Raw genomic sequence first — 21,510 nt, forward strand, 5'->3', positions numbered from 1 at the left:
CTCCCATGATAGAGCTCTGATCGCGGCCATGGGCCGCTCCTACAGGCACGGAGACCTCCGTAGGAGCGGCCGCATCGGCGGACCGCCATGGCCGCGATAGCGTGGCAGAACGCGAGGCGAGTTCAGCCCCTTACCGCATCCAACACCGCTTCCAGCGGATGGCGCAGGCGGCGGTCGTAGATGCGCTTGACCTGGCTGCGGCAGGAGTAGCCGGTGGCCAGGGCTTCGCCCTGTTCCGCCGGTACCGCCAGGGCGCGGGCCCAGGACTGGTCGTAGATCACCCTGGAGGTCGCCAGGTTGCGCGCCTCGTGGCCGTAGGTGCCGGACATGCCGCAGCACCCGGTGCTTTCCGGCTTGAGGCCCAGACCCAGGCGCTCGAACACCTGCTGCCACTGGCTGACGCTGGCCGGGGCGTTGGTCTTTTCGGTGCAGTGGCCGAACAGGCGATAGACCTTGTCACCGACTACGTGCTGCTCTTTCGGCAACACCTGCAGCAGCCACTCCTGGGGCAGCAGGACCTCGGGCATCCGCGCGATGCCGGGGACCTTGGGGTATTCCTGGCGATAGACCAGGGTCATGGCCGGATCGAGGCCGACCAGTTTGACGCCGAAGCCGGCCAGGCTGGCGAGCTGGGCTGCGTTGCGCCGCGCCGTGCGCTCGAAGGCGCCGAGGAAGCCCTGCACCTGCAACGGCTTGCCGTTGGCGCGATAGGGCGCGAGGAACACTCGCTGGCCGAGGCGTGCGGCCAGTTCGAGGAAGGCGGCGGTGAGCGGGGTCTCGAAATAGCGGGTGAAGGCGTCCTGGACCAGCACGAGGGTCCTGGCGCGCTCTGCGTCGCTCAGGGCCAGCAGCCGCTCGGGGGTGGCGATCTGTACCTGCCACTGGTGCATGACCGGTACCAGGTCGAAACGGCTGAGCAGGGGGCTGTCGACCATGCCGATGCGCTCGGCGAACAGTCGCTGGATGGGCGTGGCGCCCATGACGGCGTTGTAGAGACCGGGGGCGCGGGCGAACAGCGGCAGGCTGAATTCCAGCGAACCGATCAGGTAATCGCGCAGCGGGCGCAGGTAGCGACGGTGATAGAGCTCGAGAAAGCGCGAGCGAAATTCCGGCACATTGACCTTGATCGGGCACTGGCCCGCGCAGGACTTGCACGCCAGGCAGCCGGCCATGGCGTCATAGACCTCGTGGGAGAAGTCCGCCTCGGCCTGGCGGCCATTGCGCCAGCGTTGCGGCAGGGCCTTGAGCCAGTTCAGGGCGCCACGCGGGGCCGGGGCCAGGACATCGATGCCGGCCTGGCCCTGCAGGCGCAGCCATTCACGGATCAGGGCGGCCCGCCCCTTGGGCGAATGGATGCGCTGGCGGGTGGCCTTCCAGGACGGGCACATGGCGTCGTCGGGATCGTAGTTGTAGCAGGCGCCATTGCCGTTGCAGTGCATGGCGGTGCCGTAGCTCTGCCAGACGCGCTCGTCGAGGGTGCGGTCCAGTTCGCCTCTCAGGGTCACGCCATCGACCTTGAGCAACTCGGCGCCGCTGGCCAGCGGGGTGGCGATCTTGCCCGGATTGAGTTGGTTGTGCGGATCGAAGGCGCCCTTGAGCGCCTGCAGCGCGGGGTAGAGGTCGCCGAAGAAGGCCGGCGCGTATTCCGAACGCACGCCCTTGCCGTGTTCGCCCCAGAGCAGGCCGCCGTATTTCTGCGTCAGCGCGGCCACCTGGTCGGAGATCGGCCGCACCAGCGCTGCCTGGCGTGGGTCCTTGAGATCCAGCGCCGGACGCACGTGCAGCACCCCGGCGTCGACATGGCCGAACATGCCGTATTGCAGGTTGTGGCCATCGAGCAGGGCACGGAACTCAGCGATGAAGTCGGCCAGGCGCTCGGGCGGGACCGCGGTGTCTTCGACGAAGGGCTGCGGACGGATCTCGCCCTGGACGTTGCCCAGCAGGCCCACGGCGCGCTTGCGCATGGTGTAGACGCGGGTCACGGCGTTGCGGCCCACCGCCAGAGTATGGCCGAGGCGCTCGACGGTAGTGTCCTGGCGCAGGTGGTCGAGGAAGCCCTGGACGCGGGCATCCACTTCCTCGGGATCGTCGCCGCTGAATTCCACCAGGTTGATGCCCAGGGTGGGGCGCTCCACATCCTCGGGGAAATACTCTGCCACGCTGTGCCAGACGATGTCCTGCATGGCCAGCAGGAGCACCTTGGAATCCACCGTCTCGATGGACAACGGCTTGAGTTCGATCAGGGCGCGGGCGTCGCGCAGGGCGTCCATGAAGCTGGCGTAGCGGACGTTGACCAGCACCGAGTACTTGGGAATCGGCAGGACATTGAGCTTGGCTTCGCCGATGAAGGCCAGGGAGCCTTCGGCGCCGCAGAGCACGCTGTTGAGGTTGAAGCGACCGTCTGCCTCGACCAGGTGCGCCAGGTCATAACCGGTCAGGCAGCGATTGAGCTTGGGAAAGCGCGCCTCGATCAGTTCGGCCTGCTGCTCGGCGATGTCCCGCGCGCAGCGGTAGACGGCGCCGGTGCGATCGTCGCGGGCGCAGAGGGCGTCCAGCTCGGCGCTGTCCACCGGGCGACTTTCCAGGCGTTCGCCGCCGATCAGGTAGGCGTCCAGTTCCAGCACGTGGTTGCGGGTCTTGCCGTAGGTCACGCTGCCCTGGCCGCTGGCGTCGGTGTTGATCATGCCGCCGATGGTGGCGCGGTTGGAGGTGGACAGCTCCGGGGCGAAGAACAGGCCGTGGGGGCGGAGCGCGGCGTTGAGCTGGTCCTTGACCACGCCGGCCTGGACCCGCACCCAGCCCTCCGCGGCGTTGATCTCCAGGATCCTGTTCAGGTGGCGGGAGAGGTCGACCACGATGCCGTCGGTGAGGGACTGGCCGTTGGTGCCGGTACCGCCACCGCGCGGGGTCAGGACCACGCCCTGGAAACGCGCCTCGCCCATCAGCCGGGCCAGGCACTGGATGTCGGCGCTGTCCTTGGGAAAGACCGCCGCCTGGGGCAGGCGCTGGTAGATGGAGTTATCGGTGGCCATGACCGTGCGGTTGGCATGGTCCAGCGCGATCTCGCCCTGGAAGCCGCTGGCGGCGAGGGTGGTCAGGAAGTCGGTGTAGGCGGCGGCGAGGGGCGCCGGGGCCGGCAGGCGGGCGATCATGTTCATCAGGCGGGCTCTCTGGCGGCGGACGGCCGTCTCCTTCAGCGAACGAAGGAATGGCGTCGACCTTTTCTGGCTATAGTAGGCATTCTCACCACAGCGCGGCGGCGCCACAACCGAAGATTCCGCCGCCTATGCCGGAAGATCCTGAATGAATCACCGCCGCCTGACGCCCTCCATGTCGCTGCTGCTAGCTTTCGAGGCGGCGGCGCGGCATGAGAGCTACACCCGGGCGGCCGAGGAGCTGTCGCTGACCCAGAGCGCCGTCGGCCGGCAGGTGCAGGCGCTGGAACAGTTGCTGGGGCTGACGCTGTTTCGTCGCGAGGGCCGGCAGATCGTGCTCACCGATGTGGGGCGCGCCTACAGTCGCGAACTGGGGCTGGCCCTCGGGCAGATCCGCAGCGCCACCCTGCAGGCCATGGCCTTCGCCTCCGGGCAGGGCACCCTGCGCCTGGCGGTACTGCCGACCTTTGGTTCCAAGTGGCTGCTGCCGCGCCTGGGCAGCTTCTATACCGCCCACCCCGGGATGCTGGTGCATCTGCATTCACGCATCCAGGCGGTGGACTTCGCCGCCAGCGAGATCGACGCCGCCATCAGCGTCGGCAGCGGCGACTGGCCGGGGCTGCGGGCCCATCCGCTGCAAGCCGAGCAGCTCGTCGTCATTGCCTGTCCGACGACCCTGGCCGATTTGCCGGATGCCACGCCCGCGACCCTGGCCGGTCAGTTGCTGCTCGGTGTGGCCAACAATCCCCAGGCCTGGGGCGAGTGGTTCCGGCATCATGAATTGCCGCACCGGGCGATGCGGCCGGGGCCGAGTTTCGAGCTGACCTCGCACCTGATCCAGGCGGTGCGCGCCGGCATCGGCATCGGCCTGGTGCCGCGGGTGCTGGTGGAAGACGAGCTGGCCCAGGGCGAGTTGCTCGCCTGTGGACCGGCGCTGGTCAGTCGCCGCAGCTACTACCTGGTCTATCCGCCGCGTAACGAGGGCCTGCCGTCGCTGCAGGCCTTTCGTCAGTGGCTGCTGGCCGAGATCAACGAAGGAGAGGGACAGCCATGAGCAAGCCGGGACAACGGGTGCTGGCCGCGCTGCGGCAGATGATCCTGTCCGGCGAACTGGGCGCGGGTGAACGCCTGGCGGAGCTTCCCACCGCCGAGCGCTTCGCCGTGTCGCGCATGCCGGTACGCCTGGCCCTGCGCACCCTGGCCGAGGAAGGTCTGCTGGAGCGCAGCGGTGCCCGCGGCTATCAGGTGCGGGCCCTGACCGGGGCCGATCTGGAGGGCGCGGTGGAGGTGCGCGGGGTGCTGGAAGGCCTGGCCGCGCGCCAGGCCGCCGAACGGGGCCTGGACGCGACGACGCGGGCCACGCTGGAAGACTGCCTGCGGCGGGGTGATCGGCTGTTCGCCAAGGGCCATGTGCTGCTGGAGGATCTGGAGGACTACCACGATCTCAACCGGGCCTTTCACCAGGCCATCGTCGCCGCCAGCGGCAATTCGGCCATCGCCCTGGCCCTGGGGCGCCATGAGCATCTGCCCTTCGCCTCGGTGAGCGCCCTGGCGGTGGATGCCGGGAATCTCGACCGTGAATACCGCCGCTTCAACTTCGCCCACCTGCAGCACCATGCGGTGTTCGACGCCCTGGTGCGCGGCCAGGGCGCCCGCGCCGAGGGCATCATGCGCGAGCATGCCCAGGCGACGCTGGGGTATGCACGGTGGTTTGGTGGGGAAGACGGGGAGGCGGGGGCGCTGAAGGTGCTGGTGTAGGGCGGGCCCCTCACCCCGGCCCTCTGCCAAGGGGAGAGGGGGAAGCAGGGTGGGCTCGGGGTCGTCAGAGATCCAGCACCAGCCGCTCGCCCTTGGCGCGGGAGCAGCAGGGGGTGAAGCGGTCGTTGGCGGCGTGCTCGGCCGCGGAGAGAAAGAGGTCGCGGTGCTCGGGTTCGCCGGCCAGCACCGGGGTCAGGCAGGTGCCGCAGAGACCCTGGCCACAGGACACCGGCAGGACGACACCCAGGTCCGCCAGAACCTCGACCACGCTGCGTTCGGCCGGTACCTGCACGCGGCGACCGCTACGCGCCAGCTCCACCTCGAAGGGTCTTTGCTCGCCCTGGGTGGCGGGATCGGCGGCGAAGAACTCCCGATGGATCTGGCCGGGTTGCCAGCCCTGAGCCTGGGCGGCGTCCACCACCGCGGCCATGAAGCCGGCCGGGCCGCAGACATAGAGGTGATCGTCCGGTGCCGCCGGACCGAGCAGGTGCTGGAAGTTGGGTCGCAGCGCCGGGTCGTGCTGGTCGAAGTGCACCCTGACCTGCTCGGCATAGGGCCGCGCCTTGAGCCAGGGGATGAAGGCCGCGTGTTCGCGGTCGCGTACCAGGTATCTCAGGGTGAAGTGCGCGCCCTGCTGATTGAGTTGTTCGGCCATGGCCAGGAGCGGAGTGATACCGATACCTCCGGCCAGCAGCTGGGTGCGGCGCGCGCTGGGGACCAGACCGAAGAGGTTACGGGGTTCACTGGCCTGCAGGCGATCGCCTACCGCCAGTTTATGCATGGCCTGGGAGCCGCCGCGGGACTCGGGGACGAGCAGCACCGCGATGCGATAGCGGGTCGGTACCGGTTCCGGCGCGGTACAGAGCGAATAGTGGCGCACCAGGCCGTCGCCCAGGGTGATTTCCAGATGGGCGCCGGCGGTGAAGCCGGGCAGGGGGCCGCCGTCGGCGCGGGCCAGGTCGAAGGCCAGGATGGAGGGGGCCTCGCGCTGCACGGCGGTGACGATCAGATCGAGCATGAGAGGTCTCCTAGGCGATCTGCCGGACCGGGATGCCGGTGGCGGCCTGTTCGGCGGCCAGCAGACGGTCGATGATCTGCCGCGACTGCACGCCGCCGGCATCGATGTTGAGCTTGAGCAGGCCGCGCTCCGGATAGCGCAGCAGGTTCTGCTGCTGGCGTTCGAGCATCTCCAGGTCTTCGCCGAATATCTTGCCCTGGCCTTCGCGGATGCTGGCGGTGAGCTCGGCATCGTCCGGCTTGAAGTTGCGCGCCATGCCCCAGAAGTACCAGATGGAGGTCTCGGTCTCGGGGGTGATGAAGTCCACCACCACGCTGGCGGCCTTGACCGCCGCCGGGGCCTCGTAGCCGCCATGGCCGGCATGGGCCACGCCCACCTCGATCATCACGTGGCTGGGCGGGGTGAAGCGGCAGATCTGCCAGCGATCCACCGGGACGTCGTCGGCCAGGCCATTGCCGCGCAGGGCCATGCGCCAGAAGGGCGGGGCGGAGATGTTTTCCATGTGCCGGCTGGTGATGACCTCGTCACCGTCGACGCGGGTGGCCGGCGGCGCCTCGTCGATCTCCTTCTGGCCGATGCTGGAGGCGTGGACATAGGTCTCGTGGGTGAGATCCATGAGGTTGTCGATCATCAGCCGGTAGTCGCACTGGATGTGATAGAGGCCGCCGCCATAGGCCCAGTCGGGACTCTCGGCCCATTCCAGGTGGGGAATCAGCGCCGCATCGGCCTTGGCCTGGTCGCCCGGCCAGACCCAGATGAAGCCGTGCCGCTCGACGGCGGCATAGGGGCGCACCGCGGGAAAGACGCCGACCCGCTGCCCCGGCATGCCCAGGGTCTTGCCACCGCAACCCATCTCCAGGCCGTGATAGCCGCAGACCAGGGTGCCGTCGCGGACGAAGCCCAGGGACAGCGGCGCGCCGCGGTGCGGGCAGAAGTCTTCCAGGGCCACCACCTGGCCATTGGCGTCACGGTAGAAGACCAGGGGTTCGCCACAGATCTGGCGACCCAGGGGCTTGTCTTGGACTTCGTCGGGGGTACAGGCGACGTACCAGGCATTCTTCGGGTACATGAGCGGGACCTCTTGTTGTTGTCTATTGGATCCAATGGTTATGACGGTTAACGATTCCTGTCAACGGCATTCGCCGTACGAGACCGTTCTCAGGACGAATGGCGTTACGAGTGTTGCGCTCATTTCTGCTCGATTGGATCCTGTTTGCTCCGGTACCCCTATCGTTCACCGGCATCATGCATGCTCGGCAAAATAGTTAATTGACTTAACTAATTCCCTGGCGTAGCTTCAGCTCCATACCCACCCAACAACAAGAGGCACACGCCATGGGCAGTTATGACGGACGCTGGCAGACGGTCAAAGTGGACATCGAGGACGGTATCGCCTGGGTGACGCTCAATCGTCCGGAAAAACGCAATGCCATGAGTCCCACCCTCAACCGCGAGATGGTCGAGGTGCTGGAAACGCTGGAGCAGGACGCCAGTGCCGGCGTGCTGGTGCTGACCGGTGCCGGCGATGCCTGGACCGCGGGCATGGATCTCAAGGAATACTTCCGCGAGACCGATGCCGGCCCCGAGATCCTGCAGGAAAAGATTCGCCGCGAGGCCTCGCAGTGGCAGTGGAAGCTGTTGCGCATGTACGCCAAGCCGACCATCGCCATGGTCAACGGCTGGTGCTTTGGCGGCGGCTTCAGCCCGCTGGTGGCCTGCGACCTGGCCATCACCGCCGACGAGGCCACCTTCGGCCTGTCCGAGATCAACTGGGGCATTCCCCCGGGCAATCTGGTGAGCAAGGCCCTGGCCGATACCGTCGGCCATCGCACCGCCCTCTACTATGTGATGACCGGCAAGACCTTCAGCGGGCCCGAGGCCGCGGCCATGGGCCTGGTCAACCAGAGCGTGCCGCGCGACCAGTTGCGCGAGGTGACCACCGCCCTGGCCCGCGAGCTGCTGGACAAGAATCCGGTGGTGCTGCGGGCCGCCAAGGTCGGCTTCAAGCGTTGCCGCGAACTGACCTGGGAGCAGAATGAGGACTACCTCTATGCCAAGCTCGACCAGTCGCGGCTGCAGGATCCGGAAGGCGGTCGCGAACAGGGCATGAAGCAGTTCCTCGACGACAAGAGCATCAAGCCCGGGCTGCAGACCTACAAGCGCTGAACCGCCACCGCCCACCCGTACAACAACAAGAGGTAGCGTCATGGTCGAGGTATCCCTGCTCATCGGCGGCGCCAGCCGCCCGGCCGGCGACGGTCGCAGCTATCAGCGTTGCCATCCGGTGACCGGCGCGGTGGTCTCCACGGTGGCCGCCGCCACCCTGGACGACGCCGACGCCGCGGTGGCCGCGGCCCAGGCCGCCTTTCCCGCCTGGGCCGCGTTGCCGCCGGGCGAGCGCCGTCGCCGTCTGCTGGCTGCAGCCGATGGTCTGGCCGCGCGCAGTAGCGAATTCGTCGCCCTCGCCGGGGAAACCGGGGCCATGGCCAACTGGTACGGCTTCAACGTCCACCTGGCGGCCAACATGCTGCGCGAGGCGGCGGCCATGACCACCCAGATCCAGGGCGAGGTCATACCGTCCGACGTGCCCGGCAGCTTCGCCATGGCGCTACGCCAGCCCTGCGGCGTGGTGCTGGGCATCGCGCCCTGGAACGCGCCGGTGATCCTCGGTACCCGCGCCCTGGCCATGCCGCTGGCCTGCGGCAACACCGTGGTGCTCAAGGCCTCCGAACAGAGTCCGGGCGTGCACCGGCTGATCGGCCAGGTGCTGCAGGACGCCGGCCTGGGCGACGGCGTGGTCAATGTCGTCACCAACGCCCCGGAAGATGCCCCGGCCATCGTCGAACGGCTGATCGCCAACCCGGCGGTGCGGCGGGTCAATTTCACCGGCTCCACCCGGGTGGGGCGCATCGTCGGCGAGCTGGCGGCGCGCCATCTCAAGCCGGCCGTGCTGGAACTAGGCGGCAAGGCACCGCTGCTGGTGCTGGAGGATGCCGACCTGGATGCCGCGGTCGCCGCGGCGGCCTTTGGCGCCTATTTCAATCAGGGGCAGATCTGCATGTCCACCGAGCGCCTGCTGGTGGACAGTCGCATCGCCGACGCCTTCGTCGAACGCCTGGCGGCCAAGGTGCGCACCCTCAAGGCCGGCGATCCCGGCGCGGCCGATTCGGTTCTGGGTTCCCTGATCGACGCCAGTGCCGGCACCCGCATCAAGGCGCTGATCGACGACGCCGTGGAAAAGGGTGCCCGGCTGGTCTGTGGCGGCGAGCTGAAAGGCAGCATCCTGCAACCGGCCCTGCTGGATGGCGTCACCGCCGAGATGAAACTCTATGCCGAGGAATCCTTCGGCCCGGTCGCGGTGGTGATCCGTGCCGAGGGTGACGAGGCCCTGCTGCGCCTGGCCAACGATTCCGAATTCGGCCTCTCGTCGGCCATCTTCAGTCGCGACACCGCCCGTGCCCTGGCGCTGGCGCAGCGGGTGGAGAGCGGTATCTGCCACATCAACGGCCCCACGGTGCACGACGAGGCGCAGATGCCCTTTGGCGGCGTGAAGTCCAGCGGTTACGGCAGCTTCGGCTCACGGGCCTCCATTGACCATTTCACCCAGTTGCGCTGGGTGACGCTGCAGACGGGGCCGCGCCACTACCCGATCTGATCCGCGTCCGCCGTCCCTAGCTCCTGTTGCAACAACAATAAGAGGCGCCTCCGGGCGCCAGCCTCGAGGAGAATTCAAGGTGAGTCACGTCACGCATACCCGCGCGCCCGCCGATCAGCCGCTGCGCTATCGCCCGGTGACCCTGGGACAACCCGGCGTCACCGTGGAAGAGCGGGGTGGACTGCTCTACATGGCCTCCCAGGAAGCCCTGACCCCGCCGCCGCCGCGACTGCTGGACCGGCTGCTGCACTGGGCCGCGGTGGCCCCGGACCGCACCTTCTTCGCCGCCCGGGAAGCCGGCGGCGCCTGGCGCGAATTCTCCTATGGCGAGATGCTGCAGCGGGTGCGCCAGCTGGCCGCCGCGCTGCTGGAATTCGGTCTTTCCGCCGAGCGGCCGCTGGCGATTCTCTCCGGCAACGACCCGGAGCACCTGCAGCTGGCCATGGCCGCCCTCTATGCCGGCATTCCCTTCTGCCCGGTGTCACCCGGCTACGCACTGCTGTCCCAGGACCACGCCAAGCTGCGCCATGTCTGCGGCCTGCTGCAGCCGGGACTGGTGTTCGTCAGCGATGGCCCGGCGTTCCAGAAGGCGCTGGACGCCGTGCTGCCCGCCGACGTACCGGTGATCGCGACCCGCGGTCAGGTCCAGGGCCGCATTAGCCTGGCCTTCGCGGCGCTGCTCGCCCGCGGTGAACTGGCCGCCGCCGAGCGTGCCTTCGCCGCCACCGGGCCGGACAGCATCGCCAAGTTTCTCTTCACCTCCGGTTCCACCAAGCTGCCCAAGGCGGTGACCACTACCCAGCGCATGCTCTGCGCCAACCAGCAGATGCTGCTGCAGACCTTTCCGGTGTTTGGCGAAGAGCCGCCGGTGCTGGTGGACTGGCTGCCCTGGAACCACACCTTCGGCGGCAGCCACAACCTGGGCATCGTGCTCTACAACGGCGGCACCTTCTATCTGGACGAAGGCAAGCCGACGCCCCAGGGCTTCGGCGAGACCCTGCGCAACCTGCGCGAGGTATCGCCCACCGCCTACCTGACGGTGCCGCGCGGCTGGGAAGAGCTGGCCAATGCCCTGGAGCGCGACGCCGAGTTGCGCGAACGCTTCTTCGCCCGCATGCGGCTGTTCTTCTTTGCCGCGGCGGGGCTGTCGCAAAGCGTCTGGGATCGCCTGGATCGCATCGCCGAGGCCCACTGCGGCGAACGCATCCGCATGATGGCCGGTCTGGGCATGACCGAGGCCTCGCCCAGTTGCACCTTCACCACCGGACCGCTTTCAGTGGCCGGCTATGTCGGGGTGCCGGCGCCGGGCTGCGAACTCAAGCTGGTGCCGGTGGACGGCAAGCTGGAAGGGCGCTTCCGGGGTCCGCACATCATGCCCGGCTACTGGCGCGACACCGCCCAGACCGCCGCCTGCTTCGACGAGGAAGGCTTCTACTGCTCGGGCGATGCGCTCAAGCTGGTCGACCCGGCCAATCCGCAGCTGGGCCTGATGTTCGATGGCCGCATCGCCGAGGACTTCAAGCTGTCGTCCGGGGTCTTCGTCAGCGTCGGTCCCCTGCGCAATCGCGCGGTGCTGGAGGGCACGCCGCTGGTGCAGGACGTGGTGGTGGCGGCGCCGGATCGCGAGTGTCTGGGACTGCTGGTCTTTCCGCGCCTGGCGGATTGCCGGCAGCTGGCCGGGCTGGACGACGGCGTCGATGCCCCCACGGTACTGGCCAGCGCCCCGGTACAGGACTGGTTCGCCGCCTGGCTCCAGCGCCTCAATCGCGAGGCCTCGGGCAACGCCAGTCGCCTGGAATGGATCGCCCTGCAGGAAGAGCCGCCATCCGCCGACCGCGGCGAGATCACCGACAAGGGCTCGCTCAACCAGCGCAGCGTCCTGACCCATCGCGCGGAACGGCTGGAGGCCTGCTATCGCGGAACGGCGCCGCTGTTGATCAGGGCGTGAGGCGCAGCGCCGTTTCAGGCCAGGCCCAAGCCCCTGCCGCTGCGTCTACGCGGATAGCGCCAGGCCGTAAGTGTCGGCCGCCGTGCCACTGAACAGGGCCTGGCGTTCACTGGTCGAGCCGTCGCGGCACAGGCGCTTGAAGGTGTTCCAGAGCACCGCATAGGAGTACATGCCCTTGTCTACCGGGAAGTTGCTTTCGAACATGCAGCGGTCCACGCCAAAGGCTTCGATGCTGGTGACGACATAGGGCCTCCAGAGCTCGGCCAGTTCCGCAGAAGTCGGCGGAGCAGGTCGCTGATCCAGATCGAAGCCACAGACGCGCATGCCCAGACCGCCGAGCTTCAGACGCACGTTGTCGCAAGCCGACAGACGCCGTATGGCACGCGCCCATTCCTGGAAGACCTCGCTGCGCTGGCCGGCGTAGGGACCGTGGCCTAGGGGTCCACCGTAGTGGTTCAGCACCAAGGGCAGTTCGGGAAATGCCTGGGCCAGCCCCAGCACCTCGGCGAGCTGTGTGTGATAGGCCCACACCTCCAAGGTCAACCCCAGCTCTGCAAGGCAGGCGACTCCCTGGCGAAAGTCGGCATTGGCGAGGATGCCTGGCGGCGGCGGCAGGGGGTTGGAGATCAGCCGCGGATCGGGATGCCAGGCGGTGGTGTTGCGTATCCCGCGCAAGCGGGTGCCACCGCGAGCCTGCATTTCCTCCAGTACTGGCAGGATTGCCCGGCCCCGCCGCAGGTCGGCGCCGGCGACCAGGGCCGCGCAAAGGCGCGCCTCGCCGTAGCGACCGCTGGCTGCCAGTGCCGCCATGCCGGTCGCGAACTCCACCTCGCCAACCGCATCGAAGGGCGCTTGGCGTTCGACGCTGTACATCGAGCGACACTGGACGTAGACGGAAGCGACGATGCGATGACCGCTGCCCACGTCGGCCAGATAGTCTGGCAACAGATAGCGCTGACCAGGCCGGTCCCAGAGGTGATGGTGGGCGTCGACGATTGCCAGGTTGGGGTCCAGGATGGGTTCTTGCACCTGGGCCAGCCAGGCGTCGCGGATCGGCGCATGCGGGGAGTTGGGCGCCTCAGCCATGACCGACACTTCCGATGCGTCCAAGAGTGGCGCTGGCGCCACGGCTCAATTCTGCATCCCCCAGCGGCGCACCGTGAGTACCTCGATACTGCGGAACACCAGGCCTTCCACTACCAGACCGATGATGATCACCATCAACAGACCGGCGAACACGTTGGAGGTCTCCAGGGCATTGCGATGCTGGAAGACATACCAGCCCAGGCCGCCGGAGTTGCCGGAGACGCCGAAGACCAGCTCGGCGGCGATCAAGGTCCGCCAGGCGAAGGCCCAACCAATCTTCAGGCCCGCGAGAATCGAAGGCACCGCGGCCGGGATCAGCACCTTGGCCACCAGGCGAATACCGCGCAGCCCATAGTTGCGCCCGGCCATGCGTTGCGTCTGGCTGACCGAGAGAAAGCCCGAGTAGGTGTTGAGCGCCACCGCCCAGAGCACCGAGTGGACGATGACCAGCATCAGGCTCTGGACGCCGAGGCCGAACCAGAGCATGGCCAGCGGCAGGATGGCGATGGCCGGCAGCGGATTGAACATGGCGGTGAGGGTGGCGAGGATGTCGGTGCCGACCCGGGTGGACACCGCCAGGGTGGTCAACAGCATGGCCAGGGCGATGGCCAGGCCATAGCTCACTATCAACACCTTGAGTGAGCTGAGCACGGCGAGCGGCAGGGCGCCATTGACCAGGTCGGTCCACAGCGCCAGGACGGTTTCGCTGAAGGTCGGGAACATCAGGGGGTTGTCCAGATAGCGGGCATAAACCTCCCAGATGATGGCCAGGGCGATCAGCACCAGGGTGCGGCGCACGCCGGCCTGGGCGAACAGGCGCTCGGCCAGGCCCAGACGCCGGGCGATGTCGCCGACCTGGCCGGGAGCGACGGGGGTGTATTCGATATCCGGGCGCGGCTGCAGGACGACGGCAGGCTTAGTCATGGGCGGTCTCGCTGGCGTTGGGGCCGAACAGCATCTGGCTGATGCGGTTGTGGAAGGCGGTGAAGCCGGCGGCGCCCTGCTGGCGGAAGCCGTACTGGCTGGCGTCGAGTTCGGCACGGACCTGCCCCGGATGCGGGCTGAGCACCAGGATGCGCGAGCCTAGCAGGATGGCTTCCTCGATGGAGTGGGTGACGAACATCAGGGTGAAGGGCGACTGTTCCCAGAGGCCGAGCAACTCCTCCTGCATGCGCCGCCGGGTGAGGGCGTCGAGGGCGGCGAAGGGTTCGTCCATCAGCAGGATGGCCGGCTCCATGGCCAGGGCGCGGGCGATGGCCACGCGTTGCTTCATGCCGCCGGAAAGCTGGTGCGGATAGGCGTCGACGAACTTCTCCAGGCCCACCTTGACCGCGGCGACTCGGGCCCGATCGCGCAATTCGGCCGCGGGAAAGCGCCGGGTTTCCTGGAGCGGGAAGAGGATATTGCCCAGTACGGTCTTCCAGGGCATCAACTGATCGAATTCCTGGAACACCATCATGCGGTCCGGACCGGGTTCGCGCACGTCCTGGCCGTTGAGGCGGATGTGGCCCGCCGCCGGTTCGAGAAAGCCGGCGACGCTCTTGAGCAGGCTGGATTTGCCGCAGCCCGAAGGGCCGAGCAGGATGAAGCGATCGTATTCGCGGACCGCGAAGGACACCTGGTGGGTGGCGGTGATCAGCTGTTCGCGGGTCTTGTATTGCAGGGTGACCTCATCCACCTGCAACAAGCAGGCGGCGCTGGCGGGCGTGGCGGCTGGCGAGCGGTTAGGGGCGGTATTCATCTCAATTGCCCTCGCCGCTGGCCACGGGTTCGAAGAACAGCTGCTGCCAGCGCTGCGGCGCTTCCTTCAGGGCGCCACTGCTGACCATGAAGTTGGCCAGCGCCATGACGCCGATGGGCTGCACCGACCACTCGCTGCTGACGCCGCGCAGCATGTCCTCCACCTGGTCGAGGCTCAGGCTGGAGGGCTCGGACTGCAGGAAGAGTTCGGCGGCCTTGCGCGGCTCGGCCTTGATGAAGTCCTGGGCCTGGCCGATGGCGGCGACTACGGCGGCGCTGAGTTTTGGGCTGCGCTTGACGAACTTGCCAGTGGTGGTCAGCACCCCGCTGGTCATGCGCAGATCGAGTTCCTTGGCAAAGTCGAACAGCTTGGTGACCTTGGCGTCCTTGGCCAGCAGGTAACTGTAGGGGTTCGGGCCGATATAGCCAGTGATGCCGGCCTTGTTGAGCAGGCTGGCGGTGGCGTCGGGATGGGGCAGGGCCACCATCAGGTTGTCCAGCCGGTGCGCCTGGCCCGGGCCGAAGGTGCGCTCGGCGGCCATCTGCAGCAGCAAGGCCTGCTGGCCGGTGGGAGAGCTGACGGCGATCTTCTGGTCGGGCTTGAAGTCCTTGAGCGATTTGATCGCCGGGTCGTTGACGAACAGGGCGTTGTCGCCGGCGACCAGGGCGCAGAGCGCGCGGATATCGAGGGACTTCTGGGTCTTCTGCCAGGCCACCAGGGTACCGGGCAGGCCATACCCGCCGATGTCGATGTTGCCGCTGATCAGGGCGTCATTGATGGCGGGGGAGCCGCTGATGCGCTTGATCTCGAACTGGGTGTCGGGCTGGCCGGCCGCCTTGGCCTGCTCGCGGAAGAAGCCCAGCTTGTCGGCCAGGGTCACCGGTAGATAGGCATAACCATACTGAATGGCCAGGGTGACCTGGGTCTGTTCGGTCTGGGCCTGGACCGGCAGGATGCTGCCGAGGGTAAGGCTGGCGGCCAGGCCCAAGACTTGGGTGAGCTGGCGCAGGGCGGATCGAGGCAAGCGGCCGGACGGCTGCAGCATGGCGTTCTCCTTGTTATTTTTGAAATGCCATTTCCCTTTATCAGTATTGGCAACGATGGCTTTTGTCAACAAGGGAGTCGAACTGCGGATTTTTTCCTTGCAATTGGCCTTGAGTGTTTTATTTTTGGAATGCCATTTCGTAAAAATAAAATCGCGACGCCTCTGTGCTGGATGGCTTCGTCTCACTCAGGTGCCTGCTCATGAGCTTTTTCACTGCGCCTCCGACGCTGGAAACCGCTGTCTTCACCCGCCTGCCCGAACGCTATCGCCAGCCACGGCGGACCGCCTGGGCCGATGCCAATCGCCAGGGCCGCGCCATCGATTCCTTTCTGGAAGGGCCCTCCTTCGATCGCCAGGGCAATCTCTATGTCACCGACATCCCCAACGGGCGCGTCTTCCGCATCGATCCCAGGGGCGAGTGGGAGCTGGTCTGCGAATACGACGGCTGGCCCAACGGCCTGAAGATTCACCGCGACGGGCGCATCTTCATCGCCGACTACAGGCGCGGCATCCTGCAGCTCGATCCGCTGCGCGGCGAGGTGGAGACGGTGCTGGGCAGCGCCGGCTCGGAAGGCTTCAAGGGCGTCAACGACCTGGTGTTCTCGCCGGCCGGTGATCTCTATTTCACCGACCAGGGGCAGACCGGTCTGCAGGACGCCAGCGGCCGGGTCTATCGTCTGGGCGCCGATGGCCAGCTCAGCTGTCTGCTGGCGACGGTGCCCAGCCCCAACGGCATCGTCTTCGATCCCCGGCTCAACCACCTGCTGGTGGCGGTGACCCGCGCCCAGCAGGTCTGGCGGATTCCCCTGGGCAACGGTCCGCTGATCGGCAAGGTCGGCGTCTTCGCCCAGCTGCATGGCGGCCTGGGCGGCCCCGATGGCCTGGCGCTGGACGAGGAGAGCAACCTCTACATCGCCCACACCGGCTTCGGCTCGGTCTGGCAGCTCTCACCGGTGGCCGAGCCGCTGGCCCGACTCAAATCCTGCGCCGGCATCAGCAACACCAACCTGGCCTTCGGCGGCCCCGAAGGGCGCAGCCTGTTCATCACCGAATCCGAGACCGGCAGCATCCTGCGCGCGGAGACCCCGGTACGCGGCCTGCCGCTGTTTTCCCATCTCTGACCGGCGCTGCGGCATCTCGCGCTTTACCCCACAACAACTACAAGAGAGGTTACCCATGAGCCAGACCCATCCGGGCGAGCAGCCGCCCCTGACCGATGCCGAGGGCGAGCAGCTCCTGCGGCGCGCCCTGTGGCGCATCCTGCCGTTCATCTTCGCCTGCTATGTGGTCAGCTACCTGGACCGCACCAATGTCGGCTTCGCCGCCATCAGCATGAACCAGGACTTGGGGCTCACGGCGACGATGTTCGGCTGGGCGGCGGGCCTGTTCTTCTTCGGCTACTTCCTCTTCGAGGTGCCGAGCAACCTGCTGTTGCAGCGCTTCGGCGCACGGGTCTGGATCGCCCGGATCATGATCAGCTGGGGCCTGATCTCCATGGCCACGGCCTTCGCCACCGGGCCGGTCAGCTTCAGCATCCTGCGCTTCCTGCTGGGCGTGGCCGAGGCCGGCTTCACCCCGGGGGTCTACCTCTACTTCACCTACTGGTTTCCCGGCAAATGGCGCGCCAAGGCCACCGCGGCCTTTCTGCTGGGCATCCCCACCGCCAACATCATTGGCTCGCCGCTGTCGGGGATGCTGCTGGACGTGCATGACTTCATGGGGCTGAGAAACTGGCAATTCCTGCTGGTGGCGGAAGCCCTGCCGGCGGTGCTGCTGGGCATCCTCTGTCTGTTCGTGCTGGTGGATACGCCGGCCAAGGCGCGCTGGCTGTCGATCCGCGAGCGCACCTGGCTGACCGAACGCCTGGCCCGCGAGCAGCGCGAGATCGGTGCCACCCATGGTTCCACGCTGCGCCACGCCTTCACCAACGCCAAGGTGTTCATGCTGGCCGCCATCAACTTCTGCGGCATCGTCGGCTCCGTGGGGATCGGCATCTGGATGCCGCAGATCATCAAGAGCCTGGGCATGCAGAACACCACCGTCGGCCTGGTGGCCACCATCCCCTATATCCTCGGCGCCGTCGCCATGACGCTCTGGGCGCGCCAGGCCAACCAGGGTGCCCAGCGGCTACCCTATGTGGCCGGTGCCCTGGCGCTTGCCGCGCTGGGCCTGGTGGGCGCGGCGCTCTCGGCCGATCCGCTGCTGCGCATGACCTGCCTGAGTGTGGCGGTGGCGAGCATCCTGTCCTTCCAGGCGACCTTCTGGGCCATTCCCTCCACCTTCCTGACCGGTCGGGCCGCGGCGGGGGGACTGGCGCTGATCGTCTCCATCGGCAACCTGGGCGGCTTCGTCGGACCCTTCGCCATCGGCCTGGTCAAGGATGCCACCCAGAGTTTCTCCGGGCCCTTCTATGTGGTGGCCGCGGTGCTGGCGCTGGGCGTCGTGCTGATGCTCTGGCTGGGTGATCCGAGTCGGCGGGAGCCGGTGAAGCCGCTGGGCACGACGGGCCTGGAAGGGGTGGGGCGTACCTGAGGCGCAGAGGTTCGGGAGGGAAAGAGGTGGCCCAGGCCGCCTCTTTCCTTGGCAGGCCGCGCTGGCAGCACCTGCGCCAGGCGCGAGGGCGGTGGGGAAGGCGTCGGGATGCCGCCGTCTGCCGTGGTCGGGAGTGCGGGAGCCATCAGCAGAGCGGTTTCGAGAGGGGCCAACATGAAAAAAGGCAGCCAAGGGCTGCCTTTTTTCATGTTGGCAAGAGGTCGCTAGGGCAGGGCGCAGCCCTTCTTCCTGAGCGATTCCAGGACCCAGCTGCGGTCGTTGGTGCCTTCGGCGATCTGTTGCATCTGCTTTTCTTCGGCGGCGTGCTTGGCGGCAGCGCGGTCATAGACCTCGGCGACATGATCGTAGGGCACGCAGAGCAGGCCGTCGTCGTCGCCGATCACCAGGTCACCCGGCTCGATGACCATGCCGTCGATGGCGATGGGCACGTTGATCTCGCCGGGGCCATCCTTGTACGGACCGCGATGGGAGATGCCGGCAGCGAACAGCGGGAAGTCGCCGGCGCCGATGTTGGCGGCATCGCGGATGGCGCCATTGATGACGATCCCGGCCACGCCGCGCTTGATCGCGTAGGCCACCATCATCTCGCCGATCAGGGCATTGCTCAGGTCGCCACCGGCATCCACCACGATGACGTCACCCGGTTCGGCGATGTCCAGGGCGTAGTGCAGCATGAGGTTGTCGCCCGGACGCGCCTTGACGGTCAGCGCCGGGCCGGCCAGCACGCCCTGGCGATGCATGGGGCGCAGGCGCGAGCCGCCGGCGGTCATGCGGTGCATGGAGTCGCTGACGTTGGCGACCGGGATGTCGCGGTAGGGCGCGACCCAGTCGGCCGCGACCTTGCGTTGGGCAGTGAGCACTCTGAAGCCGATGGTCATGGGCATTTCTCTTGTGGGAATTGTCGGATGCCGCCATGTGTTAGCTGGCTGATTTCAGAATTGCATTTCGTTTTTAAGGTTTCAAGCCCTTTTATCGGTCCTCATAGTCGACTCTAAGATAAAATTTGCAATGACGTTTCATTATGGTAGGTTCTGCGACAGATCGCTCGCCTTAGGCGCTGTGCCCGTCCATAACAACAAGGGGTACTCCGATGACCCGCAAGATCCTGCTCACCGGTCCGGCACTGGCTCCCGAAGCCATGGCCCTGGCCGCCGCCCATGACGTCCAGGTCATCCCGACCGAGCCCTACATGCCCCATGACGACCTGCTCGCCCTGATCCGCCAGGAACAGCCGGACGCCATCATCGTCCGCCAGGGCAAGCTGACCCGGCCCATGATCGAGGCGTCGGCCAAGCTGGCGATCATCGCCAAGCACGGGGTGGGCTATGACACCATCGACCTCCAGGCCGCGGCCGACCGCGGGATCCCGGTCACCATCGCCCTGGGCGCCAATGCCCAGTCGGTGGCCGAACACGCCTTTGCCCTGATGTTCAGCGTGGCGCGGCAGACCGCCTGGCTGGATGCGCGGATGCGCGCCGGACACTGGGACAAGTCTCTGGCCAACGGCACCGAGCTGTCCGGCAAGACCCTGGGTCTGGTCGGGCTGGGCGCCATCGGCAGTGTGCTGATGGATCTGGTGGCGCCGCTGCGGATGCAGGTGCGGGTCTATGATCCCTATCTCAAGCACCTACCCATGCGCGATCATGTCCAGCGCGAGGAGAGCTTCGATGCCTTGCTGGCCGAGTGCGATGTCATCAGCCTGCATTGCCCCCTGACCGAGGCCAATCGCCACCTGTTCGGTGCCGCCCAGTTCGCCCGCATGCGCCCCGGCAGCCTGCTGATCAACACCGCCCGTGGCGAGCTGATCGACACCCAGGCCCTGGTCACGGCGCTGCGCGACGGCCAGCTCGGCGGCGCCGGTCTGGACACCTTCCATCCCGAACCGCCGCCAGCGGACAGCAACCTCTGGGGGCTCGCCAACCTGGTGGCCACGCCGCACGTCGGCGCCAACACCACCGAGGCCCGGGACCGGGTCGGCCTGGTAGCGGTGCAGCAGGTGCTCGATTGCTGGCACGGCAAGACGGTGGAGTCGCGCGCGGTGGTCAATCGCCACCTGACGGCCGCCTAAGCGCGGCGGCGACGAGGCGGCCCCACGGGGCCGCCTGCCACGCGATCTCCACAACAATAAGACGGAGAGTTCTCATGACTACCCCCACGTCCCCGGTCAGCGAACTGGAACGCGCGACCATGCGCCGCGTCGCCTGGCGCATCCTGCCGTTCCTGATGGTCTGCTACCTCATCGCCATCATCGACCGCGGCAACATCGGCATGGCCTCGCTGCAGATGAACAAGGATCTGGGCCTGACGCCCGCGATCTTCGGCTTCGCCAGCAGCCTGTTCTTCTTTTCCTATTTCCTGGTGGAGGTGCCGAGCAACCTGGCACTGCAACGCTTCGGTGCGCGGATCTGGATCGCCCGGATCATGATCACCTGGGGGCTAATCTCGGCCGGTACCGCCTTCGTCCAGGGCGCCAACTCGCTGTACGTGATGCGCTTCCTGCTGGGCGCTGCGGAGGCCGGCTTCTTTCCCGGGGTGCTGCTGTATCTCACCTACTGGCTGCCGTCCAACTACCGGGCGCGCATGGTCGCCCTCTTCATGGTGGCGATACCGGGGGCGAATTTTCTCGGGTCGCCGCTCTCCGGCCTGCTGCTGAGCATGGACGGCTGGCTGGGTATCCGTGGCTGGCACTGGCTGTTCGTCCTGGAAGGCATCCCCGCCGTGCTGCTGGGCATTGCCTGCCTGTTCGTGCTGACCGACCGCCCGGAGCAGGCCAAATGGCTGAGCGACGAGCAGCGCAGCTGGCTGACGCTCAAGCTGGCCGAAGAGCGCGGACGCAAGACCAGCATCGGTCATATCTCCCTGTGGCAACTGCTCAAGCACAAGGATATCTGGGTGATGGCGCTGATCTATTCGGGCGCTTCGGCGGCCGGCAGCACCATGAGCGTCTGGGCGCCGCAATTGCTCAAGTCCTTTGGCCTGTCCAATCTGGAGGTCGGTCTCACCAATGCCATTCCCTATGGCCTGGCCTCCGTGGCGATGGTCCTCTGGGGTCGTAGCTCGGATCGCACCGGCGAACGTCGCTGGCACACCTCGCTCACCATGCTGCTGATCGCCGTGGGTCTGTTGGCGGGCATGTTCACCTCGTCGCTGGCCGCCACGGTGATCCTGCTGAGCCTGGTGCTGATCGGTGCCTATTCGATGAAGGGACCGTTCTGGGCGCTGGCCTCGGGCTGGCTGTCGTCCTCTACCGCCGCGGCGGGTCTGGCCGCCATCGGCGCCCTGGCCAACCTGATCGGCGGCGGGGTGATGGTCAACGTCTATGGCGCCATCCACGGTGCCACCCATAGCCATGCCCTGGCGGTACTGCCGCTGGCCACCCTGTGCGCCATCAGCGGTCTGCTGGTGCTGGTCATGGGTCGCAAGGCCATGCGCGCCAAGGCCGCAGCCCAGGGCGCACCGGCCAACGCCGGCTAGGACCTGTCACGGCCCGCCCCCCCCGGGCGGGCCGCCCCGCGCCGGCGTAGTGAATGCCCTCAATACAGTGGGGTATT

The 21,510-nt window shown here is 67.2% G+C and carries 17 protein-coding genes; 9 read left to right on the top strand and 8 right to left on the bottom strand.

Going from position 1 to position 21,510, the window contains the following annotated elements; genetic code table 11:
• Window positions 1-122: 122 nt before the first annotated feature.
• Window positions 123-3,152, bottom strand: a complete 3,030-nt coding sequence (gene ydiJ, locus QMX82_RS22020) for a D-2-hydroxyglutarate dehydrogenase YdiJ (protein ID WP_282287606.1) — start codon at window positions 3,150-3,152, stop codon at window positions 123-125.
• Window positions 3,153-3,303: 151 nt separating this feature from the next.
• Here ydiJ and QMX82_RS22025 point away from each other — a divergent pair, with 151 nt between their 5' ends.
• The gene (locus tag QMX82_RS22025; protein ID WP_282287580.1) at window positions 3,304-4,209 is read left to right on the top strand and encodes a LysR substrate-binding domain-containing protein; all 906 of its coding nucleotides are present in this window, start codon (window positions 3,304-3,306) and stop codon (window positions 4,207-4,209) included.
• On the top strand, window positions 4,206-4,913 hold the full coding sequence (locus QMX82_RS22030) for a GntR family transcriptional regulator (protein ID WP_208694681.1): 708 nt from the start codon (window positions 4,206-4,208) through the stop codon (window positions 4,911-4,913). The genes QMX82_RS22025 and QMX82_RS22030 overlap by 4 nt, the downstream gene beginning before the upstream one ends.
• 64 nt (window positions 4,914-4,977) lie before the next feature.
• On the opposite strand, the gene QMX82_RS22035 is transcribed toward QMX82_RS22030, so the two are convergent.
• Window positions 4,978-5,931, bottom strand: a complete 954-nt coding sequence (locus QMX82_RS22035; protein ID WP_282287582.1) for a PDR/VanB family oxidoreductase — start codon at window positions 5,929-5,931, stop codon at window positions 4,978-4,980.
• 10 nt (window positions 5,932-5,941) lie between these two features.
• Complete coding sequence (locus tag QMX82_RS22040) at window positions 5,942-7,000, bottom strand: aromatic ring-hydroxylating dioxygenase subunit alpha (RefSeq protein WP_187978902.1); 1,059 nt, start codon at window positions 6,998-7,000, stop codon at window positions 5,942-5,944.
• Window positions 7,001-7,266: 266 nt separating this feature from the next.
• Between QMX82_RS22040 and QMX82_RS22045 the strand changes: the two genes are divergently transcribed.
• The 3 genes from QMX82_RS22045 to QMX82_RS22055 all read left to right on the top strand — a co-directional run bounded on the left by QMX82_RS22045 (window position 7,267) and on the right by QMX82_RS22055 (window position 11,534).
• A complete protein-coding gene (locus QMX82_RS22045; RefSeq protein WP_058792502.1) occupies window positions 7,267-8,097 on the top strand; it encodes a p-hydroxycinnamoyl CoA hydratase/lyase in 831 nt (276 codons plus the stop codon).
• A gap of 40 nt (window positions 8,098-8,137) precedes the next feature.
• A complete protein-coding gene (locus QMX82_RS22050) occupies window positions 8,138-9,586 on the top strand; it encodes an aldehyde dehydrogenase (protein ID WP_282287592.1) in 1,449 nt (482 codons plus the stop codon).
• 79 nt (window positions 9,587-9,665) lie between these two features.
• Window positions 9,666-11,534: a feruloyl-CoA synthase gene (locus tag QMX82_RS22055; protein WP_208694685.1), complete on the top strand. Its 1,869-nt coding sequence runs from the start codon at window positions 9,666-9,668 to the stop codon at window positions 11,532-11,534.
• Window positions 11,535-11,579: 45 nt separating this feature from the next.
• On the opposite strand, the gene QMX82_RS22060 is transcribed toward QMX82_RS22055, so the two are convergent.
• The 4 genes from QMX82_RS22060 to QMX82_RS22075 are packed head-to-tail and all read right to left on the bottom strand — an operon-like array spanning window position 11,580 to window position 15,406.
• Window positions 11,580-12,620 (bottom strand): amidohydrolase family protein, encoded by a 1,041-nt coding sequence (locus tag QMX82_RS22060; RefSeq protein WP_282287595.1) that lies wholly within the window; start codon window positions 12,618-12,620, stop codon window positions 11,580-11,582.
• A gap of 45 nt (window positions 12,621-12,665) precedes the next feature.
• On the bottom strand, window positions 12,666-13,544 hold the full coding sequence (locus QMX82_RS22065; protein WP_208694687.1) for an ABC transporter permease: 879 nt from the start codon (window positions 13,542-13,544) through the stop codon (window positions 12,666-12,668).
• Complete coding sequence (locus QMX82_RS22070; RefSeq protein ID WP_208694688.1) at window positions 13,537-14,361, bottom strand: ABC transporter ATP-binding protein; 825 nt, start codon at window positions 14,359-14,361, stop codon at window positions 13,537-13,539. The genes QMX82_RS22065 and QMX82_RS22070 overlap by 8 nt, the downstream gene beginning before the upstream one ends.
• 1 nt (window position 14,362) lies before the next feature.
• Window positions 14,363-15,406 (bottom strand): ABC transporter substrate-binding protein, encoded by a 1,044-nt coding sequence (locus QMX82_RS22075; RefSeq protein WP_208694689.1) that lies wholly within the window; start codon window positions 15,404-15,406, stop codon window positions 14,363-14,365.
• Window positions 15,407-15,606: 200 nt separating this feature from the next.
• On the opposite strand from QMX82_RS22075, the gene QMX82_RS22080 reads away from it, so the two are divergent.
• Together QMX82_RS22080 and QMX82_RS22085 are read left to right on the top strand one after the other, a co-directional pair.
• Window positions 15,607-16,527 carry an SMP-30/gluconolactonase/LRE family protein gene (locus tag QMX82_RS22080; RefSeq protein ID WP_208694690.1) on the top strand — a complete coding sequence of 307 codons (921 nt, stop codon included), beginning with the start codon at window positions 15,607-15,609 and terminating at the stop codon, window positions 16,525-16,527.
• Between the two features lie 55 nt (window positions 16,528-16,582).
• Entirely contained in the window at window positions 16,583-17,938 is a 1,356-nt protein-coding gene (locus tag QMX82_RS22085; RefSeq protein ID WP_208694691.1) for an MFS transporter, read from the top strand.
• 224 nt (window positions 17,939-18,162) lie between these two features.
• On the opposite strand, the gene QMX82_RS22090 is transcribed toward QMX82_RS22085, so the two are convergent.
• Entirely contained in the window at window positions 18,163-18,837 is a 675-nt protein-coding gene (locus tag QMX82_RS22090) for an RraA family protein (protein ID WP_282287601.1), read from the bottom strand.
• Window positions 18,838-19,049: 212 nt separating this feature from the next.
• Here QMX82_RS22090 and QMX82_RS22095 point away from each other — a divergent pair, with 212 nt between their 5' ends.
• Complete coding sequence (locus QMX82_RS22095; protein ID WP_282287602.1) at window positions 19,050-20,027, top strand: hydroxyacid dehydrogenase; 978 nt, start codon at window positions 19,050-19,052, stop codon at window positions 20,025-20,027.
• 74 nt (window positions 20,028-20,101) lie between these two features.
• Window positions 20,102-21,433 (top strand): MFS transporter, encoded by a 1,332-nt coding sequence (locus QMX82_RS22100; protein ID WP_282287604.1) that lies wholly within the window; start codon window positions 20,102-20,104, stop codon window positions 21,431-21,433.
• The last annotated feature ends 77 nt before the right edge of the window (window positions 21,434-21,510 follow it).

It is taken from the genome of Pseudomonas sp. PS02302 (genome assembly GCF_029959585.1).
Classification (GTDB): Bacteria; Pseudomonadota; Gammaproteobacteria; order Pseudomonadales; family Pseudomonadaceae; genus Chryseomonas; species Chryseomonas aestiva.